Origin of the sequence: Streptomyces scabiei 87.22 (assembly GCF_000091305.1) — a bacterium.
Lineage (GTDB): Bacteria > Actinomycetota > Actinomycetes > Streptomycetales > Streptomycetaceae > Streptomyces > Streptomyces scabiei.
In genome coordinates this window covers 7,158,329-7,183,206 of sequence record NC_013929.1, presented here as the reverse complement: position 1 = coordinate 7,183,206, position 24,878 = coordinate 7,158,329, and the positions used below count along the sequence as shown (strand labels likewise).

General features: G+C 72.4%; 41 protein-coding genes. 1 reads left to right on the top strand and 40 read right to left on the bottom strand.

Features of this window, described 5'->3' with window-relative positions:
• Position 1: 1 nt before the first annotated feature.
• The 40 genes from SCAB_RS31045 to SCAB_RS30850 all read right to left on the bottom strand — a co-directional run bounded on the left by SCAB_RS31045 (position 2) and on the right by SCAB_RS30850 (position 23,808).
• The gene (locus tag SCAB_RS31045) at positions 2-355 is read right to left on the bottom strand and encodes a hypothetical protein (protein WP_013004061.1); all 354 of its coding nucleotides are present in this window, start codon (positions 353-355) and stop codon (positions 2-4) included.
• A gap of 68 nt (positions 356-423) precedes the next feature.
• Positions 424-747: a hypothetical protein gene (locus SCAB_RS31040; protein WP_041669864.1), complete on the bottom strand. Its 324-nt coding sequence runs from the start codon at positions 745-747 to the stop codon at positions 424-426.
• 116 nt (positions 748-863) lie between these two features.
• Positions 864-1,835: a phage tail tube protein gene (locus SCAB_RS31030; protein ID WP_013004059.1), complete on the bottom strand. Its 972-nt coding sequence runs from the start codon at positions 1,833-1,835 to the stop codon at positions 864-866.
• A gap of 59 nt (positions 1,836-1,894) precedes the next feature.
• Positions 1,895-2,278 carry a tail completion protein gp17 gene (gp17, locus tag SCAB_RS46045; protein WP_013004058.1) on the bottom strand — a complete coding sequence of 128 codons (384 nt, stop codon included), beginning with the start codon at positions 2,276-2,278 and terminating at the stop codon, positions 1,895-1,897.
• Entirely contained in the window at positions 2,278-2,583 is a 306-nt protein-coding gene (locus SCAB_RS31020) for a phage protein (RefSeq protein ID WP_013004057.1), read from the bottom strand. The genes gp17 and SCAB_RS31020 overlap by 1 nt, the downstream gene beginning before the upstream one ends.
• Positions 2,580-2,921 (bottom strand): hypothetical protein, encoded by a 342-nt coding sequence (locus SCAB_RS31015; RefSeq protein WP_013004056.1) that lies wholly within the window; start codon positions 2,919-2,921, stop codon positions 2,580-2,582. Before SCAB_RS31015 ends, SCAB_RS31020 begins: the two co-directional genes overlap by 4 nt.
• Positions 2,921-3,463 carry a hypothetical protein gene (locus SCAB_RS31010; RefSeq protein WP_013004055.1) on the bottom strand — a complete coding sequence of 181 codons (543 nt, stop codon included), beginning with the start codon at positions 3,461-3,463 and terminating at the stop codon, positions 2,921-2,923. Before SCAB_RS31010 ends, SCAB_RS31015 begins: the two co-directional genes overlap by 1 nt.
• A gap of 2 nt (positions 3,464-3,465) precedes the next feature.
• Entirely contained in the window at positions 3,466-3,966 is a 501-nt protein-coding gene (locus SCAB_RS31005) for a capsid cement protein (RefSeq protein WP_013004054.1), read from the bottom strand.
• The gene (locus SCAB_RS47445; protein WP_013004053.1) at positions 3,963-4,346 is read right to left on the bottom strand and encodes a hypothetical protein; all 384 of its coding nucleotides are present in this window, start codon (positions 4,344-4,346) and stop codon (positions 3,963-3,965) included. The genes SCAB_RS31005 and SCAB_RS47445 overlap by 4 nt, the downstream gene beginning before the upstream one ends.
• On the bottom strand, positions 4,346-5,641 hold the full coding sequence (locus SCAB_RS30995) for a phage major capsid protein (RefSeq protein ID WP_013004052.1): 1,296 nt from the start codon (positions 5,639-5,641) through the stop codon (positions 4,346-4,348). Before SCAB_RS30995 ends, SCAB_RS47445 begins: the two co-directional genes overlap by 1 nt.
• Positions 5,638-6,441 (bottom strand): HK97 family phage prohead protease, encoded by an 804-nt coding sequence (locus tag SCAB_RS30990; RefSeq protein WP_013004051.1) that lies wholly within the window; start codon positions 6,439-6,441, stop codon positions 5,638-5,640. The genes SCAB_RS30995 and SCAB_RS30990 overlap by 4 nt, the downstream gene beginning before the upstream one ends.
• A gap of 2 nt (positions 6,442-6,443) precedes the next feature.
• On the bottom strand, positions 6,444-6,722 hold the full coding sequence (locus tag SCAB_RS30985; RefSeq protein ID WP_013004050.1) for a hypothetical protein: 279 nt from the start codon (positions 6,720-6,722) through the stop codon (positions 6,444-6,446).
• A 2-nt stretch (positions 6,723-6,724) separates the two neighbouring features.
• Positions 6,725-7,423, bottom strand: a complete 699-nt coding sequence (locus tag SCAB_RS30980) for a hypothetical protein (RefSeq protein ID WP_013004049.1) — start codon at positions 7,421-7,423, stop codon at positions 6,725-6,727.
• A complete protein-coding gene (locus tag SCAB_RS30975; RefSeq protein WP_013004048.1) occupies positions 7,420-8,763 on the bottom strand; it encodes a phage portal protein in 1,344 nt (447 codons plus the stop codon). The genes SCAB_RS30980 and SCAB_RS30975 overlap by 4 nt, the downstream gene beginning before the upstream one ends.
• A 15-nt stretch (positions 8,764-8,778) precedes the next feature.
• Positions 8,779-10,575, bottom strand: a complete 1,797-nt coding sequence (locus tag SCAB_RS30970) for a terminase large subunit (protein ID WP_013004047.1) — start codon at positions 10,573-10,575, stop codon at positions 8,779-8,781.
• On the bottom strand, positions 10,544-11,023 hold the full coding sequence (locus SCAB_RS30965; protein ID WP_013004046.1) for a phage terminase small subunit P27 family: 480 nt from the start codon (positions 11,021-11,023) through the stop codon (positions 10,544-10,546). The genes SCAB_RS30970 and SCAB_RS30965 overlap by 32 nt, the downstream gene beginning before the upstream one ends.
• Positions 11,024-11,140: 117 nt before the next feature.
• On the bottom strand, positions 11,141-11,371 hold the full coding sequence (locus tag SCAB_RS30960) for a hypothetical protein (protein WP_013004045.1): 231 nt from the start codon (positions 11,369-11,371) through the stop codon (positions 11,141-11,143).
• 19 nt (positions 11,372-11,390) lie between these two features.
• A complete protein-coding gene (locus tag SCAB_RS30955; RefSeq protein WP_041669860.1) occupies positions 11,391-11,786 on the bottom strand; it encodes an HNH endonuclease in 396 nt (131 codons plus the stop codon).
• Positions 11,787-11,842: 56 nt separating this feature from the next.
• Entirely contained in the window at positions 11,843-12,034 is a 192-nt protein-coding gene (locus SCAB_RS30950) for a hypothetical protein (RefSeq protein ID WP_013004043.1), read from the bottom strand.
• Between the two features lie 126 nt (positions 12,035-12,160).
• Entirely contained in the window at positions 12,161-12,505 is a 345-nt protein-coding gene (locus SCAB_RS30945) for a hypothetical protein (RefSeq protein ID WP_013004042.1), read from the bottom strand.
• Entirely contained in the window at positions 12,502-12,765 is a 264-nt protein-coding gene (locus tag SCAB_RS30940) for a hypothetical protein (protein ID WP_041669858.1), read from the bottom strand. The genes SCAB_RS30945 and SCAB_RS30940 overlap by 4 nt, the downstream gene beginning before the upstream one ends.
• Before the next feature lie 161 nt (positions 12,766-12,926).
• Positions 12,927-13,646: a hypothetical protein gene (locus tag SCAB_RS30935; protein ID WP_013004040.1), complete on the bottom strand. Its 720-nt coding sequence runs from the start codon at positions 13,644-13,646 to the stop codon at positions 12,927-12,929.
• 116 nt (positions 13,647-13,762) lie between these two features.
• Complete coding sequence (locus tag SCAB_RS30930) at positions 13,763-14,251, bottom strand: hypothetical protein (RefSeq protein ID WP_013004039.1); 489 nt, start codon at positions 14,249-14,251, stop codon at positions 13,763-13,765.
• The gene (locus SCAB_RS30925; RefSeq protein WP_013004038.1) at positions 14,248-14,667 is read right to left on the bottom strand and encodes a hypothetical protein; all 420 of its coding nucleotides are present in this window, start codon (positions 14,665-14,667) and stop codon (positions 14,248-14,250) included. Before SCAB_RS30925 ends, SCAB_RS30930 begins: the two co-directional genes overlap by 4 nt.
• Positions 14,668-14,683: 16 nt before the next feature.
• A complete protein-coding gene (locus SCAB_RS30920; protein WP_013004037.1) occupies positions 14,684-15,304 on the bottom strand; it encodes a hypothetical protein in 621 nt (206 codons plus the stop codon).
• On the bottom strand, positions 15,301-15,915 hold the full coding sequence (locus SCAB_RS30915) for a hypothetical protein (RefSeq protein WP_013004036.1): 615 nt from the start codon (positions 15,913-15,915) through the stop codon (positions 15,301-15,303). The genes SCAB_RS30920 and SCAB_RS30915 overlap by 4 nt, the downstream gene beginning before the upstream one ends.
• Entirely contained in the window at positions 15,912-16,259 is a 348-nt protein-coding gene (locus SCAB_RS30910; protein ID WP_041669854.1) for a hypothetical protein, read from the bottom strand. Before SCAB_RS30910 ends, SCAB_RS30915 begins: the two co-directional genes overlap by 4 nt.
• A 17-nt stretch (positions 16,260-16,276) precedes the next feature.
• The gene (locus tag SCAB_RS30905) at positions 16,277-17,230 is read right to left on the bottom strand and encodes a hypothetical protein (RefSeq protein ID WP_041669853.1); all 954 of its coding nucleotides are present in this window, start codon (positions 17,228-17,230) and stop codon (positions 16,277-16,279) included.
• A 142-nt stretch (positions 17,231-17,372) separates the two neighbouring features.
• Positions 17,373-17,621, bottom strand: coding sequence for a hypothetical protein (locus SCAB_RS30900; RefSeq protein WP_013004033.1), 249 nt, complete (start codon positions 17,619-17,621; stop codon positions 17,373-17,375).
• Positions 17,618-17,998 (bottom strand): hypothetical protein, encoded by a 381-nt coding sequence (locus SCAB_RS30895; protein WP_013004032.1) that lies wholly within the window; start codon positions 17,996-17,998, stop codon positions 17,618-17,620. Before SCAB_RS30895 ends, SCAB_RS30900 begins: the two co-directional genes overlap by 4 nt.
• Positions 17,995-18,165 carry a hypothetical protein gene (locus SCAB_RS47440; protein ID WP_158512268.1) on the bottom strand — a complete coding sequence of 57 codons (171 nt, stop codon included), beginning with the start codon at positions 18,163-18,165 and terminating at the stop codon, positions 17,995-17,997. Before SCAB_RS47440 ends, SCAB_RS30895 begins: the two co-directional genes overlap by 4 nt.
• A gap of 81 nt (positions 18,166-18,246) precedes the next feature.
• Complete coding sequence (locus tag SCAB_RS30890) at positions 18,247-18,852, bottom strand: hypothetical protein (protein WP_013004031.1); 606 nt, start codon at positions 18,850-18,852, stop codon at positions 18,247-18,249.
• Entirely contained in the window at positions 18,849-19,613 is a 765-nt protein-coding gene (locus SCAB_RS30885) for a hypothetical protein (protein WP_013004030.1), read from the bottom strand. Before SCAB_RS30885 ends, SCAB_RS30890 begins: the two co-directional genes overlap by 4 nt.
• On the bottom strand, positions 19,610-20,215 hold the full coding sequence (locus SCAB_RS30880; RefSeq protein ID WP_148274238.1) for a hypothetical protein: 606 nt from the start codon (positions 20,213-20,215) through the stop codon (positions 19,610-19,612). Before SCAB_RS30880 ends, SCAB_RS30885 begins: the two co-directional genes overlap by 4 nt.
• A gap of 84 nt (positions 20,216-20,299) precedes the next feature.
• Positions 20,300-20,602, bottom strand: coding sequence for a hypothetical protein (locus SCAB_RS30875; protein WP_013004028.1), 303 nt, complete (start codon positions 20,600-20,602; stop codon positions 20,300-20,302).
• The gene (locus SCAB_RS43860; protein WP_013004027.1) at positions 20,599-21,177 is read right to left on the bottom strand and encodes a helix-turn-helix domain-containing protein; all 579 of its coding nucleotides are present in this window, start codon (positions 21,175-21,177) and stop codon (positions 20,599-20,601) included. Before SCAB_RS43860 ends, SCAB_RS30875 begins: the two co-directional genes overlap by 4 nt.
• Entirely contained in the window at positions 21,174-22,013 is an 840-nt protein-coding gene (locus SCAB_RS30865) for a hypothetical protein (RefSeq protein WP_013004026.1), read from the bottom strand. Before SCAB_RS30865 ends, SCAB_RS43860 begins: the two co-directional genes overlap by 4 nt.
• A gap of 103 nt (positions 22,014-22,116) precedes the next feature.
• Complete coding sequence (locus SCAB_RS30860) at positions 22,117-23,307, bottom strand: hypothetical protein (protein ID WP_013004025.1); 1,191 nt, start codon at positions 23,305-23,307, stop codon at positions 22,117-22,119.
• A 91-nt stretch (positions 23,308-23,398) separates the two neighbouring features.
• Positions 23,399-23,587 carry a hypothetical protein gene (locus SCAB_RS30855; RefSeq protein WP_013004024.1) on the bottom strand — a complete coding sequence of 63 codons (189 nt, stop codon included), beginning with the start codon at positions 23,585-23,587 and terminating at the stop codon, positions 23,399-23,401.
• On the bottom strand, positions 23,584-23,808 hold the full coding sequence (locus SCAB_RS30850) for a helix-turn-helix transcriptional regulator (RefSeq protein WP_013004023.1): 225 nt from the start codon (positions 23,806-23,808) through the stop codon (positions 23,584-23,586). Before SCAB_RS30850 ends, SCAB_RS30855 begins: the two co-directional genes overlap by 4 nt.
• Before the next feature lie 152 nt (positions 23,809-23,960).
• Here SCAB_RS30850 and SCAB_RS43855 point away from each other — a divergent pair, with 152 nt between their 5' ends.
• Complete coding sequence (locus SCAB_RS43855; RefSeq protein ID WP_013004022.1) at positions 23,961-24,758, top strand: helix-turn-helix domain-containing protein; 798 nt, start codon at positions 23,961-23,963, stop codon at positions 24,756-24,758.
• The last annotated feature ends 120 nt before the right edge of the window (positions 24,759-24,878 follow it).

Genomic DNA, 24,878 nt, shown 5'->3' with positions numbered 1-24,878 from the left:
CTCACCCCTTCTCTGCGTACTGGGGGGTCACCTGGGCGACGATCCGCAGATAGCCGGAGCGCGCCTCGGTGGCCTCCTTGCGGGCCTTGTTCTTCCGCTTCTTCTGCGCGGACTTCGGCTCGGGCCGCCACACGGGCTCCGGGTACTGCTGCGGCGGCGACTTCTCCGCCCGGTTGGCGTTGCGGAAGTCGGTCACCAGCTGGCCCATCAGGTCGACCATGTCGGCCATGCGGAAGTCGCCGTAGCCGAGGGCGTGCCCGGCGGCCGCGCGGGCCACGGCCCCGGTCGGGGGCAGGCCCTCGACCAGGACGCGCAACTTGCGCAGCGTGATCTCTCCGCGCCAGTACTCCGCCACCGGATCACGCGGGGAGTAGTGGTGGCACAGGTCGGCCTCGACGGCCTCGGGGTAGTGCCCGAGGACGTCTAGGACCGTGTAGGGCGCTTCTTCACCTGGTCCCGCATGTCCTGCTGCACGGCCAGGAACAGCAGCGCGATGTCGTTGTCGGAGTGCCCGGCGGCCACGTACTTGTCGTACTGCTCCTCGCCGAGGATCGCGACGGCCTTCTCCCGGGAGGACTCGGCGTCGTCGACGGCGGTCGACCACTCGTCGTCCGCGAACAGCGGGTGGGGGAAGGTGAGGATCTCGCCGTTGTCCAGCTCGAACTCCACCTCCTGCCCGCCGAGGGCTTCGGTGAACTGCTGCTTCACCGTCGACAGCTTGTAGCGCTTCCTGTTGGGCTTGCTCACGTGCGTCTCTTCTCTCGTGCTGGGGGTGGCCTCGGGGTGAACCGGTGGAGGCTCCGCGGCGGCGGGGCTCACCCCTGGCCGCCGCCGCGGAGCCCGCTTGCGGGGGGCGGTCATGCTCACGCGCCGCCAGGCGTGACCGTGGTGACGTTCACGGCCGGGCTGGTGCCGCCGGTCAGGCTGGCCGCCGAGGCGGTCATCTGCGCCACGTCCGTGCCGGCGAGCGCGCCCTGGAACGTCACGGTCACAGGCGTGCCCGGGTGCGGTCCGCCCGCACAGACCACGTCGCCGACGCCGATGTTCGACAGCGCCTCCAGCGCCGACTGCACCGCCCCGGCCGTGGCGTTGTAGGCGATGCCGGCGGTGGTCTGCCCGGAGTACGTGAGCGTGTAGGTGCCGCCGGTCGGAGTGCCGGTGATCGCGACCTGCTGCACCTCGTTGGACAGCGGCTCCAGATCACGCCAGCCGGGGCCGTCGATCCACGTCAGGCAGTCCGTGCCGAGGACGTCGTCGACGTACGCCTGATACGTCACGCCGCGGGCGATCTCCGCCGTACGCGTCCACTGCTCGTCCTCCCGCCCCGTACGCAGCGCACTGGGCATGTGGCGGACGATGTACAGCGGCTCGCCGGTGTTCTTGTTCAGGTCCTCGGCGATGAACACCAGCCGCCTGTACCTGGTCGGCGGGGTCTTCGGCCGCGACCACGCCCACGCCTCGGAGCCGATCGTGGGCAGCGCCCCCACCCCGGACAGCGGCAGGTTCTCGTACAGCGCCACCGCGGCGGCGTTGGTCTCCTGCGGCACCCACTGCGCGGTCGCGGTGTCGGTCTCGACGTCGGAGCGCGTCGGCGAGGCGGACTGCCCCGACTCGACGTCCGAGGTGGACAGGTCGCCGGAGAAGGTGACGCCGTCGGTCGTGGTGTAGCCGACGGGCACGTAGCCGGAGGGCAGGGTCTGCAGGACGCCGTCGACGTCGAACGGGTCGGTCACCGCGTCGGCGGAGGCGTCCGCGGCGAAGATCGCGTAGCGGAGCGCTTTGCGGATCAGCGACGAGCGCAGCTCCGCGATGGTGGTGAAGTCAGCGGCCGGCATCGCGGCCCCCTTCCATGACGAAGCCCCCGCACAGGCGGGGGCGGGTGGGTTGCCGCGCGTCAGGCTCGGGTGCTGGCGCGGGTGGTGAGCGTGTAGGTGGCGATCGCCCGGCGTACGGCGGGGTTGCCGTAGGGGATCGGTACCGGGCGCTGCAGGGTGTCGACGGTGTCGATGACGACCTCGCCGGCCACGCTCGCGGCGAGGGCGTGGACGGCCTGGCGGGCGCGTTCGGCGAGCTGCCACATGGCGGCCCGGTCAGCGGCGAATGCCTCCACGTCGATGGTGGCGGTGTCGCTGGTGTGGCTGTCGGCGCCGCCCGCCACCTGGACGACGACCACCGGGACGAGGGTCTCGACCTTGGGCGGGACCTCGTCGGTGACGCGCACGCCGGCCAGATGGGTGCGCATGCCCTTCATGACGGCCAGCTCGATGTCCGGCCACATCAGGTGTCCCCGGTGCGGGCGGCCCGTCCGAGGATGCGGCGCCGGGCGGTGGTGCTGTCGCCGTACTCGTGTGCCTCGGCGTCCGCCCGGTCGGCGACCACCTTGGCGGTGGGCCGGCCGCGCGGCCGGATCTCTTCCGAGACGGTGATGGACTCGGCGAACTCCTCGCCGATCTCTGCGCGCGCGAGCGCCTGGGCGCGCGGCACGATCTCCTCCGCCTTCTGGCGCAGCGCGTCGCGGACCGGGGCGGACTGCATGACCTCCTGCAGACAGGACGGGTCGAACTCGAACCGGATCCCGCTCATCCGCTCACCACCTTCAGAAACGTCTCGGTGTGGTCGAGGAGCGCGGCGAACGACTCGTGCTCGCCCGGGTCGCCGTCGACCTCGTAGAGCACGCCGCGGAACCGGACCCTCGACAGGGCGGTCAGCCCCATCGCCGGCGGTCCGGCCAGCCTCCAGCGGGTGACGACCTGCGTGCGGTCGTCGTTCTGCTCGGTCGAGGTGACGGGCTGCATGTTGCAGTTGGCCACCTCCCGCTCGACGTCGTCGTAGACGTCGTGACCGCGGTCGTCCTGCCCGGTCACGACCCGGTCGATGACGGTGACCGTGTGCCGCCGCAGGGGGTTGGCCAGCGGCGGCATCAGGCGTCGTCTCCCCGGTTCAGGCGGTGCGCCTCGACGGCGGCCCGCCACTGCTCGGTGATCCCGACCGCCGCCGTCACCGCGAAGCTCACGGACTCGGTGCCGGTGGTCACCTGCTGGATCGCCGGGTCCGTGCGGTAGATGGCGCGGGCCTGGTCGATGACCGCCTCCGCCACCTCGCCCGGCACCGGGTCCAGGCCGTGATCCCACGCGACGGTGACCTCCGACCACTCCGGCCAGCAGCCGCCCGGGTGCAGCAGCAGCCCGGCCTGCCGCCGCACCTTCACCCCCGCCAGCTCCTCGCCGTCGACCAGGACCGAATGCACGGCCACGACCGGGGCGGCGGGCAGCCGCAGCACGGCGCGTCCGCTGCCGTCGAGGTACGACGTGTCGTCGGTGACCAGCGACACCGGGTGCCGGACCTGCCCGCGAAACCGCCGGGTCGCGGCACGCAGTGCGGCCAGGAGCCGCACGTCGTCGGCGGGCAGGTCCAGGAACTCGGCCAGCTCGGACGGATCGGCGAGGTACGGGCTGGCTGCCACGGTCAGGTCCCGGCGATCACGCCGCGCGTGCGCAGCGCGGCGAGCAGCGCGTTGTGGGCGTCCGCCGCGGCGGTGAGGCTGGCGAACGGGCTGGCCACGTTGTTGATCGTCGGCGCCGTGCCGGCCATGCCGCCCATTCCGACGGTCCGCAGCGGCGCCACCCGGATCACGGTGCCCGCCGAGGCCGCGTCGTCCAGGGCCATGCCGACCGCGTAGAGGTCGCCGGGGTCGCAGACGAACGCCTTGCCCAGGGTGCCGCAGCGGACCATGTTGCCCGGGTCGATGCCCTCCCCGGCCTCCACCTCCCACACGGCCCGCCCCGACACGGAGAACGTGAACTCCTCCCCGTTCGCCAGGTCGGTGCCGTCGGTGACTCCGACGGGGATCTCGCCGGCGACGGCGAGCCGCATCACGGCCCCGTCGTCGACGGCCGCGGCCGTCGTCAGGAACCGGTGCTTGGGTGCGGCGCCGGACATCGTGACCTGGAACGTGCTCATGCTCATGCGCTGTTGTCCTTCCCCATGATCGTCTTACGGTTCTTGCCCGCGGCCTCGGCCGCCAGGACCCGCGCGGTCTCCGCCTCGTCCGCCTCGGCGAGGTACTCCAGCACCGACGGCGCATCGTGCTGCGACGGGTCGAACACCGCCTGAGGCGTGGGCTCCTCCGGCTCCCCGGCGTCCTCGGGCTCCTCGGGCTCCTCGGGCTCCTCGGGCTCCTCGGGCTCCTCGGGCTCCTCGGGCTCCTGCGGGGCGTCGGTCTTCGGGGGCTCTGCGAGCGCGCGCGTGAGCGGGCCTGCGCCTGCCCCCGTGCGCGCCCGGTAGCGGTCCTCGTCCTCGGCGCGGACTCGGATGCCGTCGATGGTCACCATCTTGTGGTTGGGCATCAGCTACCGCCCCCGGCCGGCTTGACCACGATCAGCCGGTTCGGCTTCCAGATGACCTGTTCGGCGCGCAGCTCCGCGCGGACGTAGACCAGGTTCCGCTGGGCGTAGTCCTTGTGCTGGTTGAACGCCAGGATGGACAGGCCCTCGACGTCGAGGAGGGCGACCTGCCGCCAGTCGCCGAGGATCACGGTGCCCGGGGACAGCCGCTGCGACAGCGCACGCGCGCGGCCCCAGCTGGTGGACGGGCCCTGCCCGAACGGGCCCTGGCCCATGAACCGGTCCGTGGTGTCCTGCAGCAGGTCCCACGCCTCGTCGTCCTCGGGCGACATCAGGCACGCCGTGACGTTGCCGCCCGGCAGGGTCGTGATCTTCGTGATGGCCTGCCGAATGGCCTTCACCTGGGCCATGGCGTCCGGGCCCGGGGAGTACGTCAGCTCCTGCACGCCCGTGGTGTGCAGGATGCCCTTCGGCTCGCCGCTGGCGCCGGTGCCGTTGAGGAGCTTGTCCTCGATGACCGAGTCCAGCGAGTACTCCAGCTCGTTGTTCATGTACGTCGCCAGCGCCGGCGCGTCGGAGAGCAGAGCGTTGGTGACGTCGTAGCCGTCCGCGTACGTGTACGGCTTGGCGTCGGCCAGCTCCGTCTGGATCGTGCTGGTGGGCTTCACCGTCGCGTCGCCCGGGAGGATCTCGTCCGGGACGATCGCGGCGTTGCGGGTGACGCCGGTGACCTGGAGGTACTCGAACGGGCCGGACGCCTCACCCCGCGTGACGAGGTCGAGGATGGTCAGGTTGTCCCGGTCGACCTGGTCGACCATCGGCATCCTCACCGGCTGGACGTGACCGAGGGCGACCTGCAGCGGGGAGGCCGTGGCCTTCCGCCCGCCCAGCCACTCCTTCATCGTGCCGACCTTGATGCGGCCGATGTCGACCGCGCTGCCCTGGCCCAGCCCGGTCGGGTGCTGCTTGCGGAACTCGCCGTACAGGGACGACTTCACGAACCGCTCGCCGAGCGTCGCGGCGTCCGCCGTCTCCTGCCGGTCCTTGACCTGGAGGGCGCCGGCGGGCCCGGCCGGGGGCGTCCCGGGCTGGACGCTCGCCTTGCCCGCCATCGCCGCGGCGGCGGCCTGGGCGGCGTCCGCCGCCTGGACCTTCGCCTCGACCTCGTCGCTCTCCTTCTTCAGCTCGGTGATCCGGGCCACCTCGTCCTCGGTGAACTCCCTGTTCTCCTCGCGCGCCTTGGCGACGAGGTCCGCCGCTTCCTTCAGCAGCGCCTGGAGCTTCTCGCGCAGTGTCATGCTGTCCTCCGTGCAATCAGGTCTCGTGCGGTGATCCACGCATCGACCTGGGCGAGCGACGGACCGGCAGCCTTCGCGGGCGCCTCGGGGGCGGCGGCGGGCGGCACGGCCGGCCGGTGGCCGGTCTCCTCGGGGTTGCCCCGGCCTGCGGGCCGGGAAGTCTTCTGTGGTTCGGCCGAGGCCAGCACCTCGCCGATCGAGGCGTGCGCGCTGGACAGGGCGTCGTAGTTGGCCTGGCTCAGCACCCGGCCGGCCTTCGCGCCGCGCACCAGGTCGGCGGCCTTCGCGGCCAGGAGCTGGGTCTGCTGGTTCGCGCCGACCAGGCACGGCCCCACCTCGTACAGGCGGGAGAACCGCTTGATCTCGTAGTACTCGCCCCACGGGTGGTGCACCAGGTCGTCGGTGTCGACCCAGCCGCCCTCCCCCACGTCGTAGGCGAACGAGAACTGCTTGATCCGGCGGCCCTTCAGCAGGCCGTGCACGTGCTTCGCGGTCGGGTTGGTGTCCATGTCCTCGATCTGCGCGAGGACCTCCAGCCCTTCCGGAGTCTCGGCGGCCTCCAGCACGCTGCCGATGTGGGCGAACGCGTCGCCCCACTTGTGGGACCAGACCACCGGGATCGGGTCGCCGGTCGCCTTCCACTCGGCGAGGACCTGGGCGAACGCGCCCGGGGCGATGACGTCGCCCATGTCGTCCTCGTTGCCGAACACCGAGACCAGCGCCCGGAACTGTCCCTCGGCGAGGCCGTCGGCGGGACCGGCGGCCTTGATCCGGGCGGATGCTTCCTTGGTGCGAGGCACGGTCAGCCCTCCTTCGATTCGCGTGCGGCTCGCAGCGTCGCCTCGGCGCGGCGGAAGCCTTCGTTGTCGACGTCGTCGGTGAAGGCGAACGGCTCGTCTGCAGCAGCGGTGAGCAGCTTCCACCCGTGCGCCTGGTCGCCTTCCTGGTACAGGGCGAGCGCGAGGCCGCGGGGGTGGAACACGGTCCGGTTGATGAGCCACAGCAGGCCGGACTCGGACAGTTCCAGCAGGGGGCGGAAGTCCGGTTCCGGGGACGCGTGGTGGTTGGCGTCGCGGGGCACGGTCAGCCCCCCTCTCGTGTGTAGTCCAGGCGGCAGTTGCAGTTCGCTGTCTCCTCGGCGCTGCCGTTGGCGTCCCCTGGCCAGCGCAGGCCGTTGGAGAAGGTGCCGCCGAGCTCGACGGCGTCGCCGTCCAGGCGGACGTGCGAGGCCCGCGGGTTTTTGCCCCCGGTGCGCCACACCTTGTGCGTGAGCCCGGAGGCGCCGGCGGCGTCGTGCGAGCCGAAGGAGCGGGCCTCGGTCGCGGCGGTCACGGCGCGCATCCCGGCCGCGACGACCCATGACGCCAGCCCGGCCTTGAGGTTGTCGCGCCAGTCGCCCTCGTCACGGACGGCCGCGGTCGCCGCGGTGTAGGCGGCCTGCTCGTACTGGGCTGCGTGCGAGGCCGCGGCCACGGCCAGCCACGCCTCCATGACCGCCGGGTCCCAGCCGTCCGCCTCGGGGTTCCACATCCCGAGCACCGACCAGGCGCCGATCTGCGCGAGCCGGAACCCGTACCCGGCGATGAGCGCGGCCAGCTGCGCCTGCCGCTCCGGGGACTGCGCGGCCCACAGGTCGAAGAAGTCGGGCGGCCCGTCCGCTTTCGCATCCGCCCGTTCCAGCAGTCCGTCGGCCTGCCGCTGCGCCCACCCGGCCAGGGCCGCGGCGAACGCGTCCCGCTCGGCGTCGAACGTCCCCAGGTCGTCAGGCCGCCCGGCCTTCACGCCAGGCGGCCGCGCCCTTTTGGGAGCGTGTCCGGTGCGGTGTCCCGTGGTGAGGCGAGGCCGCCGACGAGGACGTTGAGCGGCACGACCAGTTCCTCGGTGCCTTCGATGTACGGCAGGTTCATCACAGCGCGGGCCTCGGCGCGCTCCATGTACGGCGCCCCAACAGCGGTCTGCAGGAGCGCGGCCTGCTCGGTGAAGGAGCCGCGCAGCTTGGACTCCAGGTTCGCCTCGACGTACAGGTCCGTGCCGGGTGCGAGCAGCGGCACCAGCATGGAGTTGAGGACGTCCTGCCACTGCGTGACGTACGGCCCGAGGCTGATCGTGAACAGCATCTGCCGGAACGCGTCGATGTTGGAGAACGTGCCCTCGCGCGCGCCCACCAGCTCGGGGGCGATGTGGTAGGCGGAGGCAACCTCGGCATCGGTGAGCTTGCGGCCCTCGATGTCCTGCGTCTCCTGCGGGTTGAACGCGTTCACGGTCACCAGGCGCATGCCGTCCTCGAGAATCGGCGTACCGCCGGCCTCGGGACTGCGGCCCATGAACGCGTTGAACCCGGCGATGAAGCGGGCCTTCGCCGTCGCCGACCAGCTGGGCGCGTCCGCCGGCCGCTCAATCACGGTCGGGACGCGGGCGCCGTTCCTCCACACCTGGCGGCGCCACTCGACGGCCTCACGCTGCTCGGCGAGGATCTGCTGCAGCGTCATCATCGGCGACGTGCCGTCCGCCCCGATGGTGGCGTACCCGTGGTCGAACAGGTACGGCGCGGGCAGCGTCACCACCTGCGCCGGCCCCCGCGATGAGATCAGGTACAGCGCGGCCGGCTGGTCGTCGTCGTCCGCCAGGACGTGAAAGCGGCGGGCCGGTTTGCGCCGGAGCTCGAACCCGGACGCGGTGTCGGCGGAGGGCAGGATCTGCTGGCACCACCGGTCGTAGATCAGCCAGTCCACCAGCGTGGAGTGCCACAGCCGCGACGGCGAGCGGTGCGGCCCGGGCTGTGAGAGCAGCTGCGCGAGCGGGTGGTCGGTGACCCGGCGCCGGTCGGTGTCGGAGACTCGCTCGTAGACGTGCCACGGGATGGTGCACAGCTGCCGGGCGATGTAGTCGACGACCTTGCGCACCGAGGGCTGGGTCTCCCACACGCGCGCGGCCGCGGCCGTGTCGGCGTAGTTCGACAGCGGCACGCCGGGGTCCACCACCCGGATCCCGTTCGCCGCCAGGTAGTTGCCCAGCTGCGTCAGGTCGCCGAACTGCTCGGCGGCCTTGGCGAGTACGGGCACGCCGTCCTGGTCGACGACCTGCCCGGAGACAGGCGTCTTGCGGCGTGGCCACCAGCGCATGCGTCCACCCCCTTCTCAGATCGCTTCGAAATCGGAGTCCTCGTAGGCGGACACGCGCTTGGGCGGACGGGCGAGGACTTCGGACATCGCGTCGCACAGCGCGGACACGCCGTCGATCTTGTCGGCGGCGCTGGCCTTGTCGGGCTTGACGTTGCCTGCGGCGTCCATGGCGACGGCGAGGTTGTCGACCATCCACGTCATGACGAGGTTCCCGGCGTGCCGCAGCATCGGCCGGCCCCCGAGGCTCACGGCCCGCTCGCCGGACAGCAGCAGCCGCTTCACGGCTTTGAGCGCCGGGGACATGGTCTTGAAGCCCTGGCCGACGCCGACCATCGGCGCCCGCTCGCCTTCGAGGTCGTTCGTCAGCGACGTCGAGGACCAGCGGTCGAACCCGAGGGCCTTGACGTCGAAGGTGTCCAGGTCCTGGCGGACGACCAGGCCGATGGCGTCGTAGTCGGTGACGTTGCCGGTCGTCGTCTTCAGCCAGCCCTCTTTCACCCATCGCGACGCCGCGCCGGCGGTGCGCTTGTCGAGGGAGGCGAGGTTGTCCTCGGGCGTCCAGAACCTCAGCACCAGGTCGAGGCCGCCGTCGGTGTCGTCGGGGAACAGCCAGGCCAGCGCGTTCAGGTCGGACACCGCTCCCAGGTCCAGGCCGCCGTACGCCTCGCGGCCCTTGAGCTTCGCCTCGTCGACGAGGGCGAGGTTCGCGCGCCAGGACTCCAGCGTCAGGTACTTGGTCACCTGCTTCGTGCGCAGGCCCAGGTGCAGCCGCTGGAACTTCGCCAGGTCCGCCGGCGACTGCTGCGCCTCACGCGACTTGCGTTCCAGGTAGGAGCGGGTGGGCGAGATCCCGAACCCGGGGTTGGCCGCCCGCCACGTGGCCTCGACGAACGGGTCCGCGTCCTTGGGCACCGCCCACACCACGCCGTACACCGACGGGTCCGAGAGGACGCCGCGGGCCAGCTGCTCGATGCGGGTCCGCTTGCGGTTGTAGATCGTCTCCGGCTTGCCGCTGTCCGCCGTGGTGATGATGACGATCAGCGGTTGGCGCCGGGAGCCGGTGCCGGTCTCGATGACCTCGACCATCTCGGGGTCCTTGTGGACGTGCAGCTCGTCGATCACGGCGCCGTGCAGGTTCGCGCCGTGCTGGGCGTCCGCCACGGAGGCGATCACCTCGAAGTAGCTGCCGCTCTTGGGGTGGATGATCTTGCCCCGGTAGGGCTTGACGTGGCCCTTGAGCGCGGGTGCCCGCTCGGCGAGCTGCCGGATCGGGGTGAAGACGTACCCGGCCTGCTGCTTCGTCGTCGCCGCGGCGATGACCTGCGCGCCGGGCTCGCCGTCCGCGCACGTCAGGTAGATCGCCAGCCCGCCCGACAGCGTGCTCTTGCCGTTCTTGCGGGGGACGTCGACGTACAGGTCGGTGATGATCCGGACGTACATGTCGGCGTCCGCGTCGAAGCGGACCCAGCCGAACACGGGCGCGATGATCCAGGCGACCTGCCACGGGTCCGGCACGAGGGGGCGGCCGGCCCACTGGCCCTGGGTGTGGCGTAGCAGGCTGAAGGACTTGATGACCTTGTCGACGCGCTCGGGGTCGAACCGTGCGCCGGCGACGTCCCGGGGCTCAGGGGTCTTGATCAGCGGCGGGCAGTCGGGCAGCGGGATGCCGCGCGAGGTGAGGTACCAGGCGACCTCGGGCGACAGCTTCAGCCGCTCAAGCTCGGCGTCGTCGAGGAAGGCGGCGGGCGTGACCTCGGCGGTGGTGCCCTCGCCGGCCTTCCTACGCGAACGGGTTGTCGTCCTCGTTGCCATCGTCGGCCCCCCTGCTCAGGGCCTGCTCGGTCGCCGGGCTGAGGCCGAACTGGGCGGCGAACCCGCGCAGTTCCCGGCCGGCGTTCCGCGCCACGGCCACCGAAGGGTTCGCCACGGGCTTTTCGATCCGGGCCTCGCCCCGGTAGGTGACCTGCATGACGGTGAGCCCCTGCTTGGTCACGTCGCGGGTCGCGCGGACGAACACGGACCAGGTCTCGCAGTACGCCGAGAGCATCGCCCGGTCCTCCTCCTTGAGGAGGTCGAGGCGGGACAGGCCGGGGGCGACGCGACGCCACTCGGCCTTGGCTTCGGGGGACAGCCACGTCGGGGGGTTCGGGGGGATCCGGCGGAAGGCCGGGCCGGGGTTGACCTTGCGGCCGCCGGAGTCGCGGCCCTCGGCGCGGCCGGTCAGCAGCTTCAGCGCGGCGGGCTGGGCGGTGCGCCCCATGGGACCACCTCCTGACCTGCGAAGACGTCTGTCACGGTGAGTGATCGGGGGCCGTGCACGGGATTCACAATTCTGAGCGTGTGTGTGCCGAGCTGACGGCGCCGGGCCCCCAGCCGATCACCCCCGCGATCCAGACTCCCCTACCCCCGGGGAGACGATGCCGAGGATGCCGGTGAACTGCGGCGGGGCAGCCTCGAACTCTGCCCACGTGCGGTAGCCGGTGATGGGGTCGTAGGGCGGAATGCTGGCGCGCGGGTCCCAGCGGACGACCTCCCAGAACCAGGGACCGAGGGCCCGCACGGTGGCCCGGACACTGGCCTGGCTGGGCTTGGCGGGGTGGGCGAACACGGGCGTACCTCCCTGGTGGTCAGCGACGCCTGCGGCGTGCCCTGTTGGCTCGTACGGCTTCGGCCTTGGACTTGACGAGGTGGCATGGGCCGCAGATCAGTCCGAGGTTGTCGAGGTCCTCGGCCGCTCCGCCCTCGAAGATCGGCGTGATGTGGTCCAGCTCGTGCTGGTGCTCGCCGTCGGGGTCGTCGTCGAGGCTGGGCTGTTCGTCGCCGCATCGGTAGCAGCATCCGTTGTCACGTGCTGTGACAAGGCGCTTGAGCGTGCGCCATCTGCCTGAGCTGATGCCGTACCTGCTGGCTTTGTCGTCCCTGCCTGCCCATGGGATGGGCTGGTGGTCGTCGCACCTGCCTCGCTTGGTCGCGAACACCGAGCAGCGGGGGTCGGAGCACCGGGAGGGGGGCCGGGTAGGCACGGGGGGTACCTCCCATGGGGTGGTCCTGGGGTGTCAGGCAGGGGTGAGTGCCCTGCTCATGCCAGGTCGAGGGTCGCTGTGGTGACGATCATGGTGCGTGCCCTGGCCTTCTCACTGTCTACGCGAAGGTGGCTCGCCAGGGTCTCGGCCTCGTTCTCGGTGGCCTTGTCGATGAGGATCACGAACGGGGTCTCGGTCTGGTCGCCCTGGTGGACCAAAGGGAGTTCGAGGATCTGGATACGGGCCATGGGGTGAGCCTCCTGAGGTTGTTGGTGTAGGGCAGTGCGGGGCCGCCGGAGTCTCAACGCCGGTGATGGCCTTGCCAGAGGCGCGCCATCCAACCAGTGCCAGAGCAGCGGTCGCGGCCCCGCACGTCATGGGGTGGGGTGCGCGCCGGCCGGTTCCGAAGTCGACTCCAGCACCGCGTGCAGCGGGAGTTCGCCGTCGGCGAGGCCCTGGGCGACGCGTGCCCACATCTCGGCCAGCCTGATGGCCTCGGTGGACCGTACGCCGTGGACCTGGGCGAGGCTGCGGGCCTCGGCTGCCCGGTCACGCTGCCATCCGCTGTCGTACTGCTGGCGTTCGCGGGCGTCGTCCTCGTGCCGTACGGCCTGCTCGTACTCGCTGGTGGCCCGTTCTGCCCAGTGGAAGGCGTGGGCCTGGGCGCGGTTGTGGTGCTCGGTGCGCCAGGCTCCGAAGCTCTGTTCTTCGTCGCTCATGGGCGGGACGTCTCCTGGGTGGTGGAGCCGATGCCGACCAGGCGCAGGGCGCGGCGGCGGGTGGCCAGCTCGGCGCGGGCGATGTCGGGGAGGGCGAACAGGGGCCGGTTGTGCTCGTCGAGGCCGGCTGGCTTGAGGTGGCCGCGGGCGACCCAGTTGGAGATGGCGGAGCGGGTGACGGCGGCGGCGTTGGCGCTGACGGTGCGTCGCCATCGGGTGGCGAGTTGGGCGGCCTGGGTGCCGGTGTAGAAGTCGGGCACAGGGGCCACCTCCTCCGGGATGCACGACAGCCCCAGACCGGTTGGGGGTCTGGGGCTGTGGGAGTCGTGTGAAGCGAACACAGGTGTGGCGCTGGCCCCATGTTCACGCTAGGACCGGATCTTGTCCAGTGACAACGCTTGTCGGCCCGCAATGAGGTCGGTCAGGCGTTCGTGGTCTGGGTGTCCTGGGCTCGGGCGGTGACGAGTTGCAGGGCGGTGCGGTAGAGGCCGGGGAGGACGCGGCGGGCGTGGTCGAAGTACTCGGCGTGGGTGAGGAGCGCTCCGCAGACGGTGCACTCGATGTAGTTGGCCCAGTCCTCGTCGACCAGGGCGAAGGCGTCGCAGTGGGGGCAGGGGGCGTCCTGCAGGTGGCGTTGGGGTTCGGTGTGGGTGATGGCGCGTACGCGGGCGAGGACGTCGCCCAGCTCCTGGTGGAAGAGGCCGGCCCAGTCGGCGGTGAGGGTCCAGGGGAGGTAGGCGATGTGCCAGGCGGCCCAGGTACGGCCGGGGCGCAGCCAGGGGGTGGGGGCGATGCGGATGTGCTTGGCGAGGGCCTCGGCCCATCCGCGGAGCATCGTGTCGACGGGTATGGGGCCGTCCTGGTCGCGGCGGGCGTCGCCGTACGGGTCGTCGAGGGTGCTGTTGGATCCGGCGGCGAGGAGGTTGAGGACGTCGCCGCGTGCGGGCAGGGGTGAGTGGGCGCGGCCGCCGTGGATGCTGCCGGTGGTGGGGCTGCGGTCGGGGTAGAGGCAGGCGCGCAGGTGCGGGAGCTGCCACTGGAGTTCGTGGAGCTGCGCGGTGAAGCGGTCGCTGCAGCGGCGGCACAGGCGGCGGGTGGTCTTGGTGTCGCGGGCGCGGCCGCAGCCGGGGGTGGTGCACATGATCGTTCTTTCCGTCCGGGGCGCTGCGCCCATTCGTACTGGCGGGTAGGGGTCTCGCGCGTGCGCCTGCGGTTACCGCGTGCGCAATCGCAGGCGCGTGCGCGCGCGAGGCTGGGTCAGGCGCGGCGGGGGTTGCTGAGGGCTTCGCGGATGGTGACGTGCCACCAGGCGCGGATGTGGGCGGGTGCGTCGCCCGTTTCGGGGGTGAGGCGGCCGTCGACGACCTCGCGGGTGCAGAGGCGGGCGATGCGGCGGGCCTGGTCGTCGGTGGCGGTGAACTGCTCGGCCACGTTCACGGGGGTGAGGTGCTGCAGGTAGTCGGGGCGGACGAGGCGGGCGTCGTAGGGGCCGTGGTCGGGGTTGAGGACGACGACGAGCAGCTCGTGAGTGACGTCCGGGGTGCGCTTCTTGGCCGGGGGTGCGCCCTCGATGTCGGCGAGGCTGAGCGCGCACAGGAGGTACTGGGACCAGGCGGGATGCCAGCGTTCGGCGGTGATGATCCAGGCGTCGAGGGTGGCTCGGTGCTCCTCGCGGTAGCGGGCAGTGGGGATGCGGTGGGCTACGCCGTGGCGGCCGGTGAGCGTGTCGGGCTGGGGTCCGGTCACGGCTGGTCCTTGAGAGTGTCGAGGGCGGCCAGTTCGGTACGGGCTTGGAGGAGGGCGGTGCAGTACTGGCAGGGGCCGGCGCCGTCCCAGGCGGGCGGGTGGGTGTGGCAGTGGGTGGGCGCGTCGGGGGCGCTGGTGAGGGTGCGCAGGAGTTGGGTGTAGCGGGTGAGCTGTCCGTGGGGCCCGTACACGCGTTCGACGGTTCGGGGTGAGGCGACGGTGATCTCGCCGTCGGTCCACTTCAGGAGGGTCCAGCCGGGGCGTGGCTGCATGTCGCCGAGGTCGGTGTGGAGGGTGAGCTGGTCGCCGTCGAGGGTGTGGGGTGTGTCGGCGAGCCAGGCGGTGAGGTCGGGGCCGGGCGGGTGGGCCAGGACGTGGGTGTCGGTGATGGCGGGGGTGTCGTCGGGTGTCGTCATGTGTCTTTCCGGGTCTTCAGGTGCCGAAGATCTGTTCGAATGCGGTGTCGGCGCGTTGGTTGGCTTGGCGGATGCGGCGGTCGGTGAGGTGGGGGCCGGCGATGCAGCGGGGCTGGTCGCAGGCGACTTGGACGCGGCCGTCGGGTTCGCGGCCGTGGTGGGCGAGGAAGGCGACGCGCCAGCCGCTGAGGGCCTGGTGGCGGGTCCAGATGGTGGGTTTCCCGGCGCCGTCGGTGGGGCCGGTCCAGGTGGTGTGGCCGTCTGCGGCCGGCCGGCTGTACTGGGCGAGGGTCTGTTCGGGGGTGCGGGGGCCGTTGTGGCCGGGGCAGCGGCCGGCGGGTACGGGGATCTTCTGTTCCAGGCGGACGCCGGAGATCCGCTGGGCGCTGACGTGCAGCTGTTCGCGGACCTCGGTGTAGGTGGCGCCGGCGCGGAGCATCGCGGCGATGGCGGCGTCGACGTCCGCGGCTCCGGGGGTGTCGCGGTGGCGGCCGGTGCGGCCGGCGGGCAGGGGGATGCGGTACGCCTTGCGGGTGGCGGCGATGGTGGCCTGGCGGACGCCGAGGCGGGCGATGATCTGCCGGTAGGTGGCGCCGGCGCGGAGCATGTCGGCGACGTCCTCGCGAACCTTGCTCATGTGCTGCTCCCGAAGATGCGTTCGAATTTCTTGTCGGCGTGCTGGTTGGCTTGGCGGAGGGTGCGGTCGGTGAGGTGGGCGCCGGCGATGCAGTCGGGCTGGTCGCAGGTGCGGCGGGTCTGTCCGTCGGGGTCGCGGCCGTAGTGCTTCCGGAACGCCACGTGGCGGGCGTTGTGGGTGCGGCCGGAGGCGATCAGGTCGAGGCCGCGACCGCTGCGAGGGCCGGTCCAGATCAGGTGGCCGCCCTCGGGGGTGGGCCGGGCGTACCGGGTGAACGACTCCTCGACGGTGAGGCGCAGGGGTGCCCAGCGGTCACGGGGCGGGACGGGAATGCTGTGCTGCTTCCGCAGGCGGGAGATGCGGTTGGGGTCCAGCCGGAGCGCGCTGCGGATCTCGTCGTAGGTGGCGCCGGCGCGGAGCATGGTGACGGCCTGGGCGTCGACGGCGACGAGTTCTGCTCTGCTGCGCTTGACCCGCTCCGGAGGCAGGGGGATGTCCAGGTCGTGGCGGGTGCGGCTGATCAGCAAGTCGGAGACCTGCAGGCGGGACTTGATCTGGGCGTAGGTGGCGCCGGCGCGGAGCATCGCGGCGACGTCCTCGCGGGCCTTCATCGCTGCTGCCTGATGGGGCGTACGCCCTGGCGGACCTTGGCGGAGGAGAGCCGGCGTGCGGCGGGGGTGGGCTTGGGCGGGGGGTTGGTGCAGGTGGGGGCGTGGGGGTAGTGGATCGCCTCGCTGCCCTCCAGGGTCTTGCGGTCGCCGGCGAGCTGGCGGGTGTGCCAGCGGCCGGCGACGTCGACGCGGACGGCCTGGTTGCCGTACTCGGGGGTGCGCTGGCGGTTGACCGGCTGGGTGATCCCGTTGGCGTTGAGGCACCAGATCACCTCGGCGCCGCATCTGGGGCAGGTGCCGGGGCCGTTGCGGGGGGCGGGCCGCGGGGGCGGGGTGTAGGGCATCGCAGTGTCCTTCCGGGTCAGCCGGTGTTGCCGGGCAGGTGGTGGGCGTGGGTGCCGGTCCAGCGGTCGCCGTAGACGGCCTGGGCGTCGTCGGGGCGCTCGCGGGCCACAAGGGCCCTCCAGCCGTCTCGGGGCCCTCCGATCGAGTGATCACCCGCGCTGGGGCCTGCGGGAGGCTCCTGGGGGTCGTGAGGGGCCGGGACGGTCATCAGGAGCGGCATCTGCCCGGACGGGCGAGCCGGGCGTGCGCCGGAGCGCTTGCCGTCGACGGCGCGCAGCGGACGGGCCTCGGCGGTCGAGGCGTCCTCGGCCCGCTCATGGCTCTCGCGCCCCCGCGCATCCCGCACCTGAGGTCCTACAGACAGATCCTCATGGGGTAGTTCATGGGTAATACCTGGGTGGTGGGACCACTGTGGACCGAACTCGCGGGACCACTGTGGACCGAACTCCGAGGGACCACTGTGGACCGAACTTGCCGCGGCGGAGTTGGGTCCACAGTGGTCCGAACTCGGGGCCTGGGACGTCGGTCCACTGTGGACCGAACTCGTCGGCTCCTCGGCGGGCTCGCGGGTGGTGGTCTTGCCGCGCCGGTGGTTGTCGACGACGGCGGCCGCGGCGGCCCAGTTCGGCCGGGGGGACACCAGCAGGCAGTAGACGGCCGCCACGCCCCTGCGGCGGGCTCCGACGGTCGTCACGACCCCGGCGGCGATCGCGGCCGTCAGGAACGCGCGCACGTCCTTCTGGCTCGACCTGCAGGCGGCGGTGATCTCGGCGAGGGTGATGCCCTTGCCGTCACGCGCGTACTTCAACTGGCCGTCGGCGGACGCGAGCTGACGCAGCGCGTACAGGCAGGTGAGGAACCCCTGGGTCAGCGGCCGGGGCAGTTCCGGGGCCCAGCGCCGGGCGAGCGCGTTCCCCCAGTTGTGCGCCACGCTGCCGCCAGCGTTCGGCTCCAGCTCGGTGTCAGACACGATGCTCCTGGTCCTGGTCGTCGTGGATGCGGGGCCGCCCGCCCACGCCACGCCACCGGCCCCGTCACCAGGGGTGTGACGGGGCCAGGCCGGGCGTGCGGGCGGACGGGTCACGGGCGGATGCCGTCCGGGAGTGGCGAGGTCAAGGCGGGGACTCCTGAGGGCCGGTGAGGGCGGGCACGGTGTAGGTGGCGCCGCACGGCGTTGTGCGTACGCCGGGGCCGGTGTGGCGGTGGTACTCGCCGCAGCCGGACTCGCAGCGCACGGTGAACTCGGTGCGCCCCGACGTGGTGATCGGCGTGGCCGGCACCGCGGCCGGACCGCCGTAGCGCGGTGGGTCGTCGGGCAGTAACTCGATCTGCCCGGGCACGTGCCGCACCTGGTCGCTCACGGGCGCTCCCCGGGATGCGGGGGCCGCTCGTGCCGGGCCGGGACAGTCAGGACGATCCCCCGGGCGACCCCGCGCGGCGCGCTGGCGCTGAGCGGGACACGGACGAGCAGTCCCAGGACCTCCAGGTAGCGCAGCGCCTGGCGGATGTTCTCGGAGCTGATCATGGTCAGCTCGCGCATGCGGCCGGTGCGCTGGATGCCGTCCTCGGCGAGGATCCCGCCGGGCCCGGCGTGGTGGGACAGGATCAGTGCGACCGCGAGGGTGCGGTAGTGCAACTGCCGGGCCAGCACCGCGGCCTCCCAGCGGGTCCGCTCGTACGGCACGGGCAGCGCGGCCACTGCGGCCGGGGTCGGGACGGGCTGTCTGGTCTCGGTCATGCGGGCCTCGATTCGGGCTGTGTCTTGACGCGGGGTGTGGGGCTGTCGTGGCCGGCCCTGCCCCAGGGGCTGTGGCGGTCGCACTTCCAGCCGCTCGGGTACAGCCGCGAGTTGAGGGAGTGCGGCAGGGCCGGGACGTCGCACGGCTGGCGGCGGCGGTTGGGCACGGGTCCTCCTCAGCCAGTGGTCGGCCAGTGGCCGACGGGGTGGCCGCCCGCCCCGCAGAGGGGGCGGGCGGGCGGCCGGTCTCAGGTGGCGTGGCGGCAGGGCCGTACGCGGGTCTGCACCTCGTAGGACTGGCCCGGGGCCAGGTGGCCGCCGGTCACGGCCTCCCAATAGGCGGCCGCGAAGCTCCGCACGGCGATGTCGACCACGTGCGGGATCTGCAGGCCGAGACGCACCAGCCGCATCAGGTCCCGCAGCAGCCACGGCCGGCCGGACAGATCCACCTGCAGCCAGGGACTCCGCGACCCCGGCAGCCGGAACAGCCGCGCCACTCCCGTCGCTTCAGCCACCTGGCCGGACGGCACGACCGCCCCCACGGCCACCGGCGGCCGCTGGTCGGCCACCTCAGCCACCCGGGCAGCCACCGGCCGTTCCGGGACGGCCAGTTCGGCCACCGGCTCAGCCACCGGCCGTTCCTGCGCGGCCACTTCGGCCACCTGGTCGGCCACCGGCAGCCGCTCGGCGGCCACTTCGGCCACCTGGTCGGCCACCGGCTGAGGCAGTGGCTGCGCGAGCAGCCGGGTGGCCGCGTGGCGGGTGATGCCCAGCTCGGCCGCGATCCGGCGCGCGCCGTAGCCGTCCTCGTCGCGCAGCCGGTGCGCCTCGGCGTGCTGGTCGACGGCGCTCACCGGCTGCCTCCCTCGGCCTCGTCGGCGGCCGCGGCCTGCTCGGCGGCGCGCTGCTCGGCGAGCTGCCGACGGTGGGCGTTCTTCGGACCGAGGAGTGTGTACTGCAGGGCGCGCTCAAGGAGACGGCCGTAGGCGTAGGCGGCATCCGGGAGGCCGCGGGCGTAGTCGCCGGCCTCCCACATGTCGCTGGCGTCGCGCTCGGTCACCTCGTGGTCGGGGCGGCCCGCGATCTCCTCGGAGATGTCCTCGGCCAGGTGCATGGACCGCAACTGCTCGTACGCGGCGGCCAGCTCCTTCGCCCCCGCGTACGGGCCGAGGCACTCGATGCCGTAGCCGTGCGGGATGGGTGCGGGCCGCTCGTAGTGGTCGAGGGTGAACACGACCTGGTGGGGCTCCCGGCCGGTCTGCGCCTGGGTGATCGCCCACGCGGCACCCGACGCGTACAGCATCGCCGTGTCCCGGTACCCGCGGCGGGTGCGGCTGCGGTGCTCCCGGTAGAGGCGCTGCAGCTCGTAGCACGCGGACACGTGCGGGCGGCGGTTGTCGTACGTCCGGCGGTGCAGGGGCACCGTGTCGGGGCCGGGCTCGTGGGTGGTGCGGCCCTCGTGCAGGACGCTCCGCTCCATGCCCACGTGGGCCTCGTTGAGGGAGGCCGCGCGGTCGGCCAGCTGCCACTCCCGAGCGGCCTCACCGAGGGCGCGGACGCTGTCCGTCAGGTGCTCGAACCAGGGCGCGCCCTTGGGCGCCAGGTTGTACGTCACTTCGCACCCCCGTCGTGCACGACGCGGCCGTCGCGGACGATCGTCAGCCGATGCGGTTTGGCCTCGAACCAGGGGGCGTACAGCGGGTCATCGGCGGCCTCGGCCTCGTAGCAGCCCGTCAGGTTCTTGACGTCGTCCTCGGGCGTGGAGTCGGGCAGGGTGTGCGCGAGCAGCACCATGCTCAGCAGCCGCGGCACGGGGTCGCCGGGCGTGCCGGCGTCTCCGACGATGTACGTCTCGCCGAACGCGGCCGGCACGCCGGCCAGGCCCGCCTCGTAGTGGATGTGGACCAGATCGCCCGGGCGCAGCGGGTACCAGCGGGCAGACGGCATCCAATCCGTCTCGGCCGGGTCCAGCGGGCTGACCTCGGTCTCGGTGCGGGGGCGGCCGTACAGGGCGGTGAACTGGCGCTCGGCGACCTCGTCGGGGCGGCCGGTCCAGGTGTGCTTGTGGGGTTGTCCGTCGTGGCCGGCGGTGCCGGGCAGCGTCTCGGTGACCGTGACGGTCAGGAATGCCGGCGTCGAGCCGGGGACCAGGCTCTCGATGGCCTTGGTCATGGTCTCAAGGCGTGGGTCGGTACGACGCACGGTGGGGCGACGCATGGTGTCTCCATGTCGGTGGTGGGTGGCCGGGCGGGCGGGACGGGTGTCAGGTCACGTCCGCCCGCCCGGCGGATCGAGGGCGGGTCAGGCCGGGTCGTCGACGGCGTCCGGGAGGGCGCGGTGGGTGCCGCAGAGCACGCAGGTCGCGCCGCCGTCGCCGGTGATCTCGTGCGCTTTCCTGCCGGGGCAGTGGCCCTCGCACTCCAGCTGCACGAACTCCCCCGTACCGGCGTCACGGGCGCCGGACTGGAAACCCGCGTACGGCTCCTCGGACGGCGGGCGCTGGTAGCGGTGGCGCCGGAGGATGCTCAGGGCCGCGATGACGGCCACGCCGACCGCCAGGCCGAGGAGGACGTTCACGATCTGCACGCTGGGGTCGGTCGTCATGCGCTGTCACCTCCGTCGGCGGCCCGCGGGCGGATCCACCCGGCGGCCACCGCCAGGGCGACCGCGTGGGTGATGTTCAGGGCACCCAGCCGGTCCAGGGCCCGGGCCCGGGTGCTTCTGAGCGTGCCGAGGGGCATGTCCAGGCGGGCGGCGGTCTCCTCCGGCCGCTCACCGATCGCGGCGCCCGCCAGCACAGCGAGCTGGCCGCCGCTCAGCGGACAGTCGGCGGCGTGGCGCTGCACGGCCCGCACCGCGGCCTTCCGGACCTCGCGGGCGGTCCGGTGAGGCGTCCCGTGGCGCATGCGGCCCAGCTCGGCGAGCAGCTGCTGCCGCGCACGGTCCAACCGGCGGGACTCGGCCAGGAGATGGGTCTCCGCGTCGGTGCGCGGCGCCCACGGACGGCCCGGGTAGGGGCCGCGCGGCAGCACCAGGCCCGCGGTACGCAGCTGCGCCAGCACCTGGGCCGTGAGCGCCGGCGCCGGGTGAACTCCGCCCGCCGCGGTCGGCTGGCCGCCGCCCGCGTGGGTGTCCTTCCCGGCCTCGGCGGCCGCGGTCGTCTCCTCGATGGCGCTCACTCGCCAACCCCCGCCGTCTGCGCCTCGGCCTCGACGGCCTGGCCCTGCTCAGCGCGCCAGACGGCCGCCTCGTCATCGGTGAGCCGGGTGTAGCCGCGCACGGAGACCTCGATGTCAGCACCGAGGCGACCCTTGGCCTTGGCGTGTTCCACAACGGCGCCGTACGGACCGGGTGTGTCACTGTGGCGGGAGGTGAACTCGGCGCCGATGCCGGCCGCGACCTCACGCACAGCGTCCGCGCTGGCGGCCTGGATCTCCAGCTGGGTGCTGCCGTCGGTCTCGGCGTAGGCGATACAGACGATGCTGGAAATCGTCAGGCCGGCGTCCGGGTGCCGGGACATCAGACGCCGGAACAGGCGGGACACGTCCCAGGTGCGGGCGTCCAGAGCCTCGGACGCCGCGAGCGGTCCCGGCCCGGGCTGTCCGGCGGGGTCCGGGTCCGGGTGGGGTTCCTGGTGGAGGAGTTCGCCGAGGTGGAACAGGCCGGTCACGGGTGACACACGGTCGGTGCCGCAGGCGAAACAGGGCTGGACCAGGTCGAAGGCCACCTCGACGGATTCGACGGAGTGGTCCAGGCGGTAGCGCAGATAGTCGGGGCGCCCCGGGGCAAGGACCGCGCGCGCTTCCTCCACCTGGTCCGGCAGGCCCTCGGTGACGTACTGCCAGACCAGTTCGCCGGCGGCCTCGGACAGGGTCATGGCCGCGTGCGACCGGGCGTACTGCAGGAACCGCTCCCTCTCCTCCGCGGCGGTGCCGTTGTCCGGGTCCGCCAGGGCAGCGGTGCCCTCGGTGAAGGTGGCCAGGGCGAGCTGGACCAGGTTCATCGCCTCGCTCATCGGGCACCGCCCATCCAGCGGCGGCCGTGGGCCTGGCCGTCGAGGAGGTAGGCCACGAGCGCGAACAGCACCCAGCCGCCGAGCATCCCGAGAATGAGAGTGATCACGCGTCGGCCCCCTGCCCGCCCTGCGGCCGGGACGCGCCGTACGCCAGCTCCTGGGGCGACGCGCAGGACGAGCACACGACGATCAGGGCGGCATTGAGCACCCAGTAGCAGCCGCCCGGGCACCGCTGCCGCGCGGAGCAGCCGCACCGCGCGCAGTGCGCCTCGCCGTCGTCGGCCATCCCCTCGGCCTCGGCGGGCACGGCGGGGGCCTGCTGGGCGGGGTCGACCGCGCTCAGCTGGTCGGCGGCCGCCAGCCCGGCGCCGGCGGTGTTCATCGCGGCGATCGCGCAGGCCGGGGAGCACCACCAGCACCTGCCGCCGGTGGTGCCGACGACGTCGAGGACGATGCCACCCCACAACTTCGGGTCGGACTCGACCAGGTCGCGGGTCGGGGTCCCGCAGCACGTGTTGCCGCAGCGCACGGCAGCGGGCACCGTGGCGAGGAGCCGCACCGCGAGGTCTACGCGCTGGTCGTCGTCGAGGGCCAGGACCGCGGACCCGCCGAGCGCGGCGGTGCAGCCCACGAGCGTGGCCTCACCCGGCCGGTCCTCTTCGGAGCCGGACACCTGGCCGTCCCAGGTGACGGTGAGCGGAACCGAAGCGGGCGCCTTGCCCTCGACCGCCCGCAGGACCTCGGACACGGACAGCCAGTCATCGAGGCGGCGGCCCGCGATCAGCTGTCGCACGGCCCGGTAGCCCTCCTGCAGGGGCGCGGTGGCAAGCCAGGCGGCGTGGAACCAGTCCCCCGCCTCCGCGGCCTCGGCGGCGTTGCTGAGTTCGGCACGCATCTCGGCGCGCTCCTGGGCGCGAGCCGACTGCGCGATCGCCTCGACGGTCGCCGCGTCGTACGTGCGGGCCACGTCCGCCTCGGGCGCCGGCGTGACCGGCGGCCGGGGCTGCGCGGCCGGAGGGCCGGCCAGCAACGCGGGCTCCAGCGGGCCGGGCGTGCAGTCACGGGAGGCACAGATGAGGACCTCCGCGCCGAAGTCGTACAGGTCACCGCGCGGGACGAGGGGGCCGCGCCTGCCGCCGCAGGTCACGCACACGGGCAGCGGCTCCCGGTGGATAGGCGGGGTGGCGACCGGTACGGCCACGGCGGCCTGCGCGGCCGGGGCCTGGTGCAGCGGTACCGGTGCCGGCATCGGGCCGGGCATGTGGAACCCGAACGGATGGGAAGATGTGGTCAAGGTGATCCACTCCTGAGAAGGGTTTTGGGTGTGGATGTGCCGTAGGGGTCGTGCTCCGGGTAGGGCCGGGGCCGGCCCCGACTTGCTGTACTCAGGCGGCCTTGGCGGGCGAGGCGATCTCGTCCGCAGCGATCGCCTTGGCGGCGGGGGCGAGAATCGGCCGGAGCCTGTCGATCAGCTCCCGCGGGATACCGACCGTGCTCACCGCCCGCCGGGCCTGGCCCTGGGCGTCCGCGATCTCAGCGGGGCTGAGGATGCGGTGCCGCTCCTCGCGCGTCACGCCGCGCTCCCGGACATGGCATCCGGCTGCATGACGTGCCCGAAGTCGCTGACGTCAAGCTCAAGGAGCTCCGCCAGGAGGGCACGCAGCTTGGGACGCGGCGTATAGATCCCGCGTTCGATTCGGCTGATGTGCGACTCGTCCACGTGCACGCCAGCCTCCGCGCACTTATCGGCCAGATCCTGCTGAGTCATCCCCCGCATCAGCCGCTGCTGCTTCACTCGACTTGTGGTTCCACTGGGCATGAACCACAAGTTAGCGCAGGTTTACGCAGACGCACAAGCCTCCGAACGCAGGTTTACACAAGTTGAGGCAAGTGCAGGCTGGCGACGGGTTGCGCTATCCTGCGTTTCGCTGGTCAGAAGGGGTGCCAATGCCGGAACCGCACGAGCGGCTGGACGAGGCGATGAATCAGCGCCGCCTCGAACTGCGGCTGAAGTGGCGTGACCTCGCGGAAGCCGCGGGCATCACGTACGAGGCACTGCGCGCAATCCGTCGTGGTGAATCGCGACCGACCGAGTTCACCGCGAGGGCACTCGATGCCGTTCTCAAGTGGGCCCCGGGGAGCGTCTACGCCATCCTCGCCGGGGGCGATCCCAGCTCCCTTCAGCCAGCCACCGGTGAAGGCCAGGCAGAGACGCCGCTGGCAGCCGAGGCGCTTTCCCCCAGCGAGGCCCTGCGTCGCGTGGTGCGCTCCTCAGCGAGGGAACTCGGCGTCAGCCCCGAGGGCTTCGATGAAGCCATGCGCCTCGCGCGCCAGGACCTCGAAGAGGCTGCGCCGCCCGCCGACGCCACGCGCACGGACCTCTCCGACTTGCTGCGCGCCCGTCGCACCGAGGTGGGGTTGAGCCTGGAGGCCGTAGCGGCGGCCACGGTCGACCCTCGCCGCGAGGAACGGCTCGTCGAGGCCGATTGGCTGGACCGTCTGGAGCGGGCCGCGCTGGACCCGTCGGAGCATCCGGAGTATCCGCAATTGGAGGCACTCGCCAACGCCCTGGACCTGGACCCCGGCGAGGTCCAAGAGGCGGCCGGCGCCCAGTTCATGGATGTCCATACGGTCTGGAGCGAGGACGGTCAGGTGAGAGCGGTTGTCACCGGCGAGCTGGACGCCGAGGACATGGCGAAGGTGCAGAACCTGATGCGCCTGTACCGCCAGGCCCCACGGCGCTGATGGCGGAAATTCGTCCGTAGCGCAACTACCCGCGCGCATAAGGCCAGTTGAAAGACCCGTCATCTGCTCCCAGTGACTAGACTGTGGCCAAAAGTAACCGCCCTGTGCATGATGGTTCCT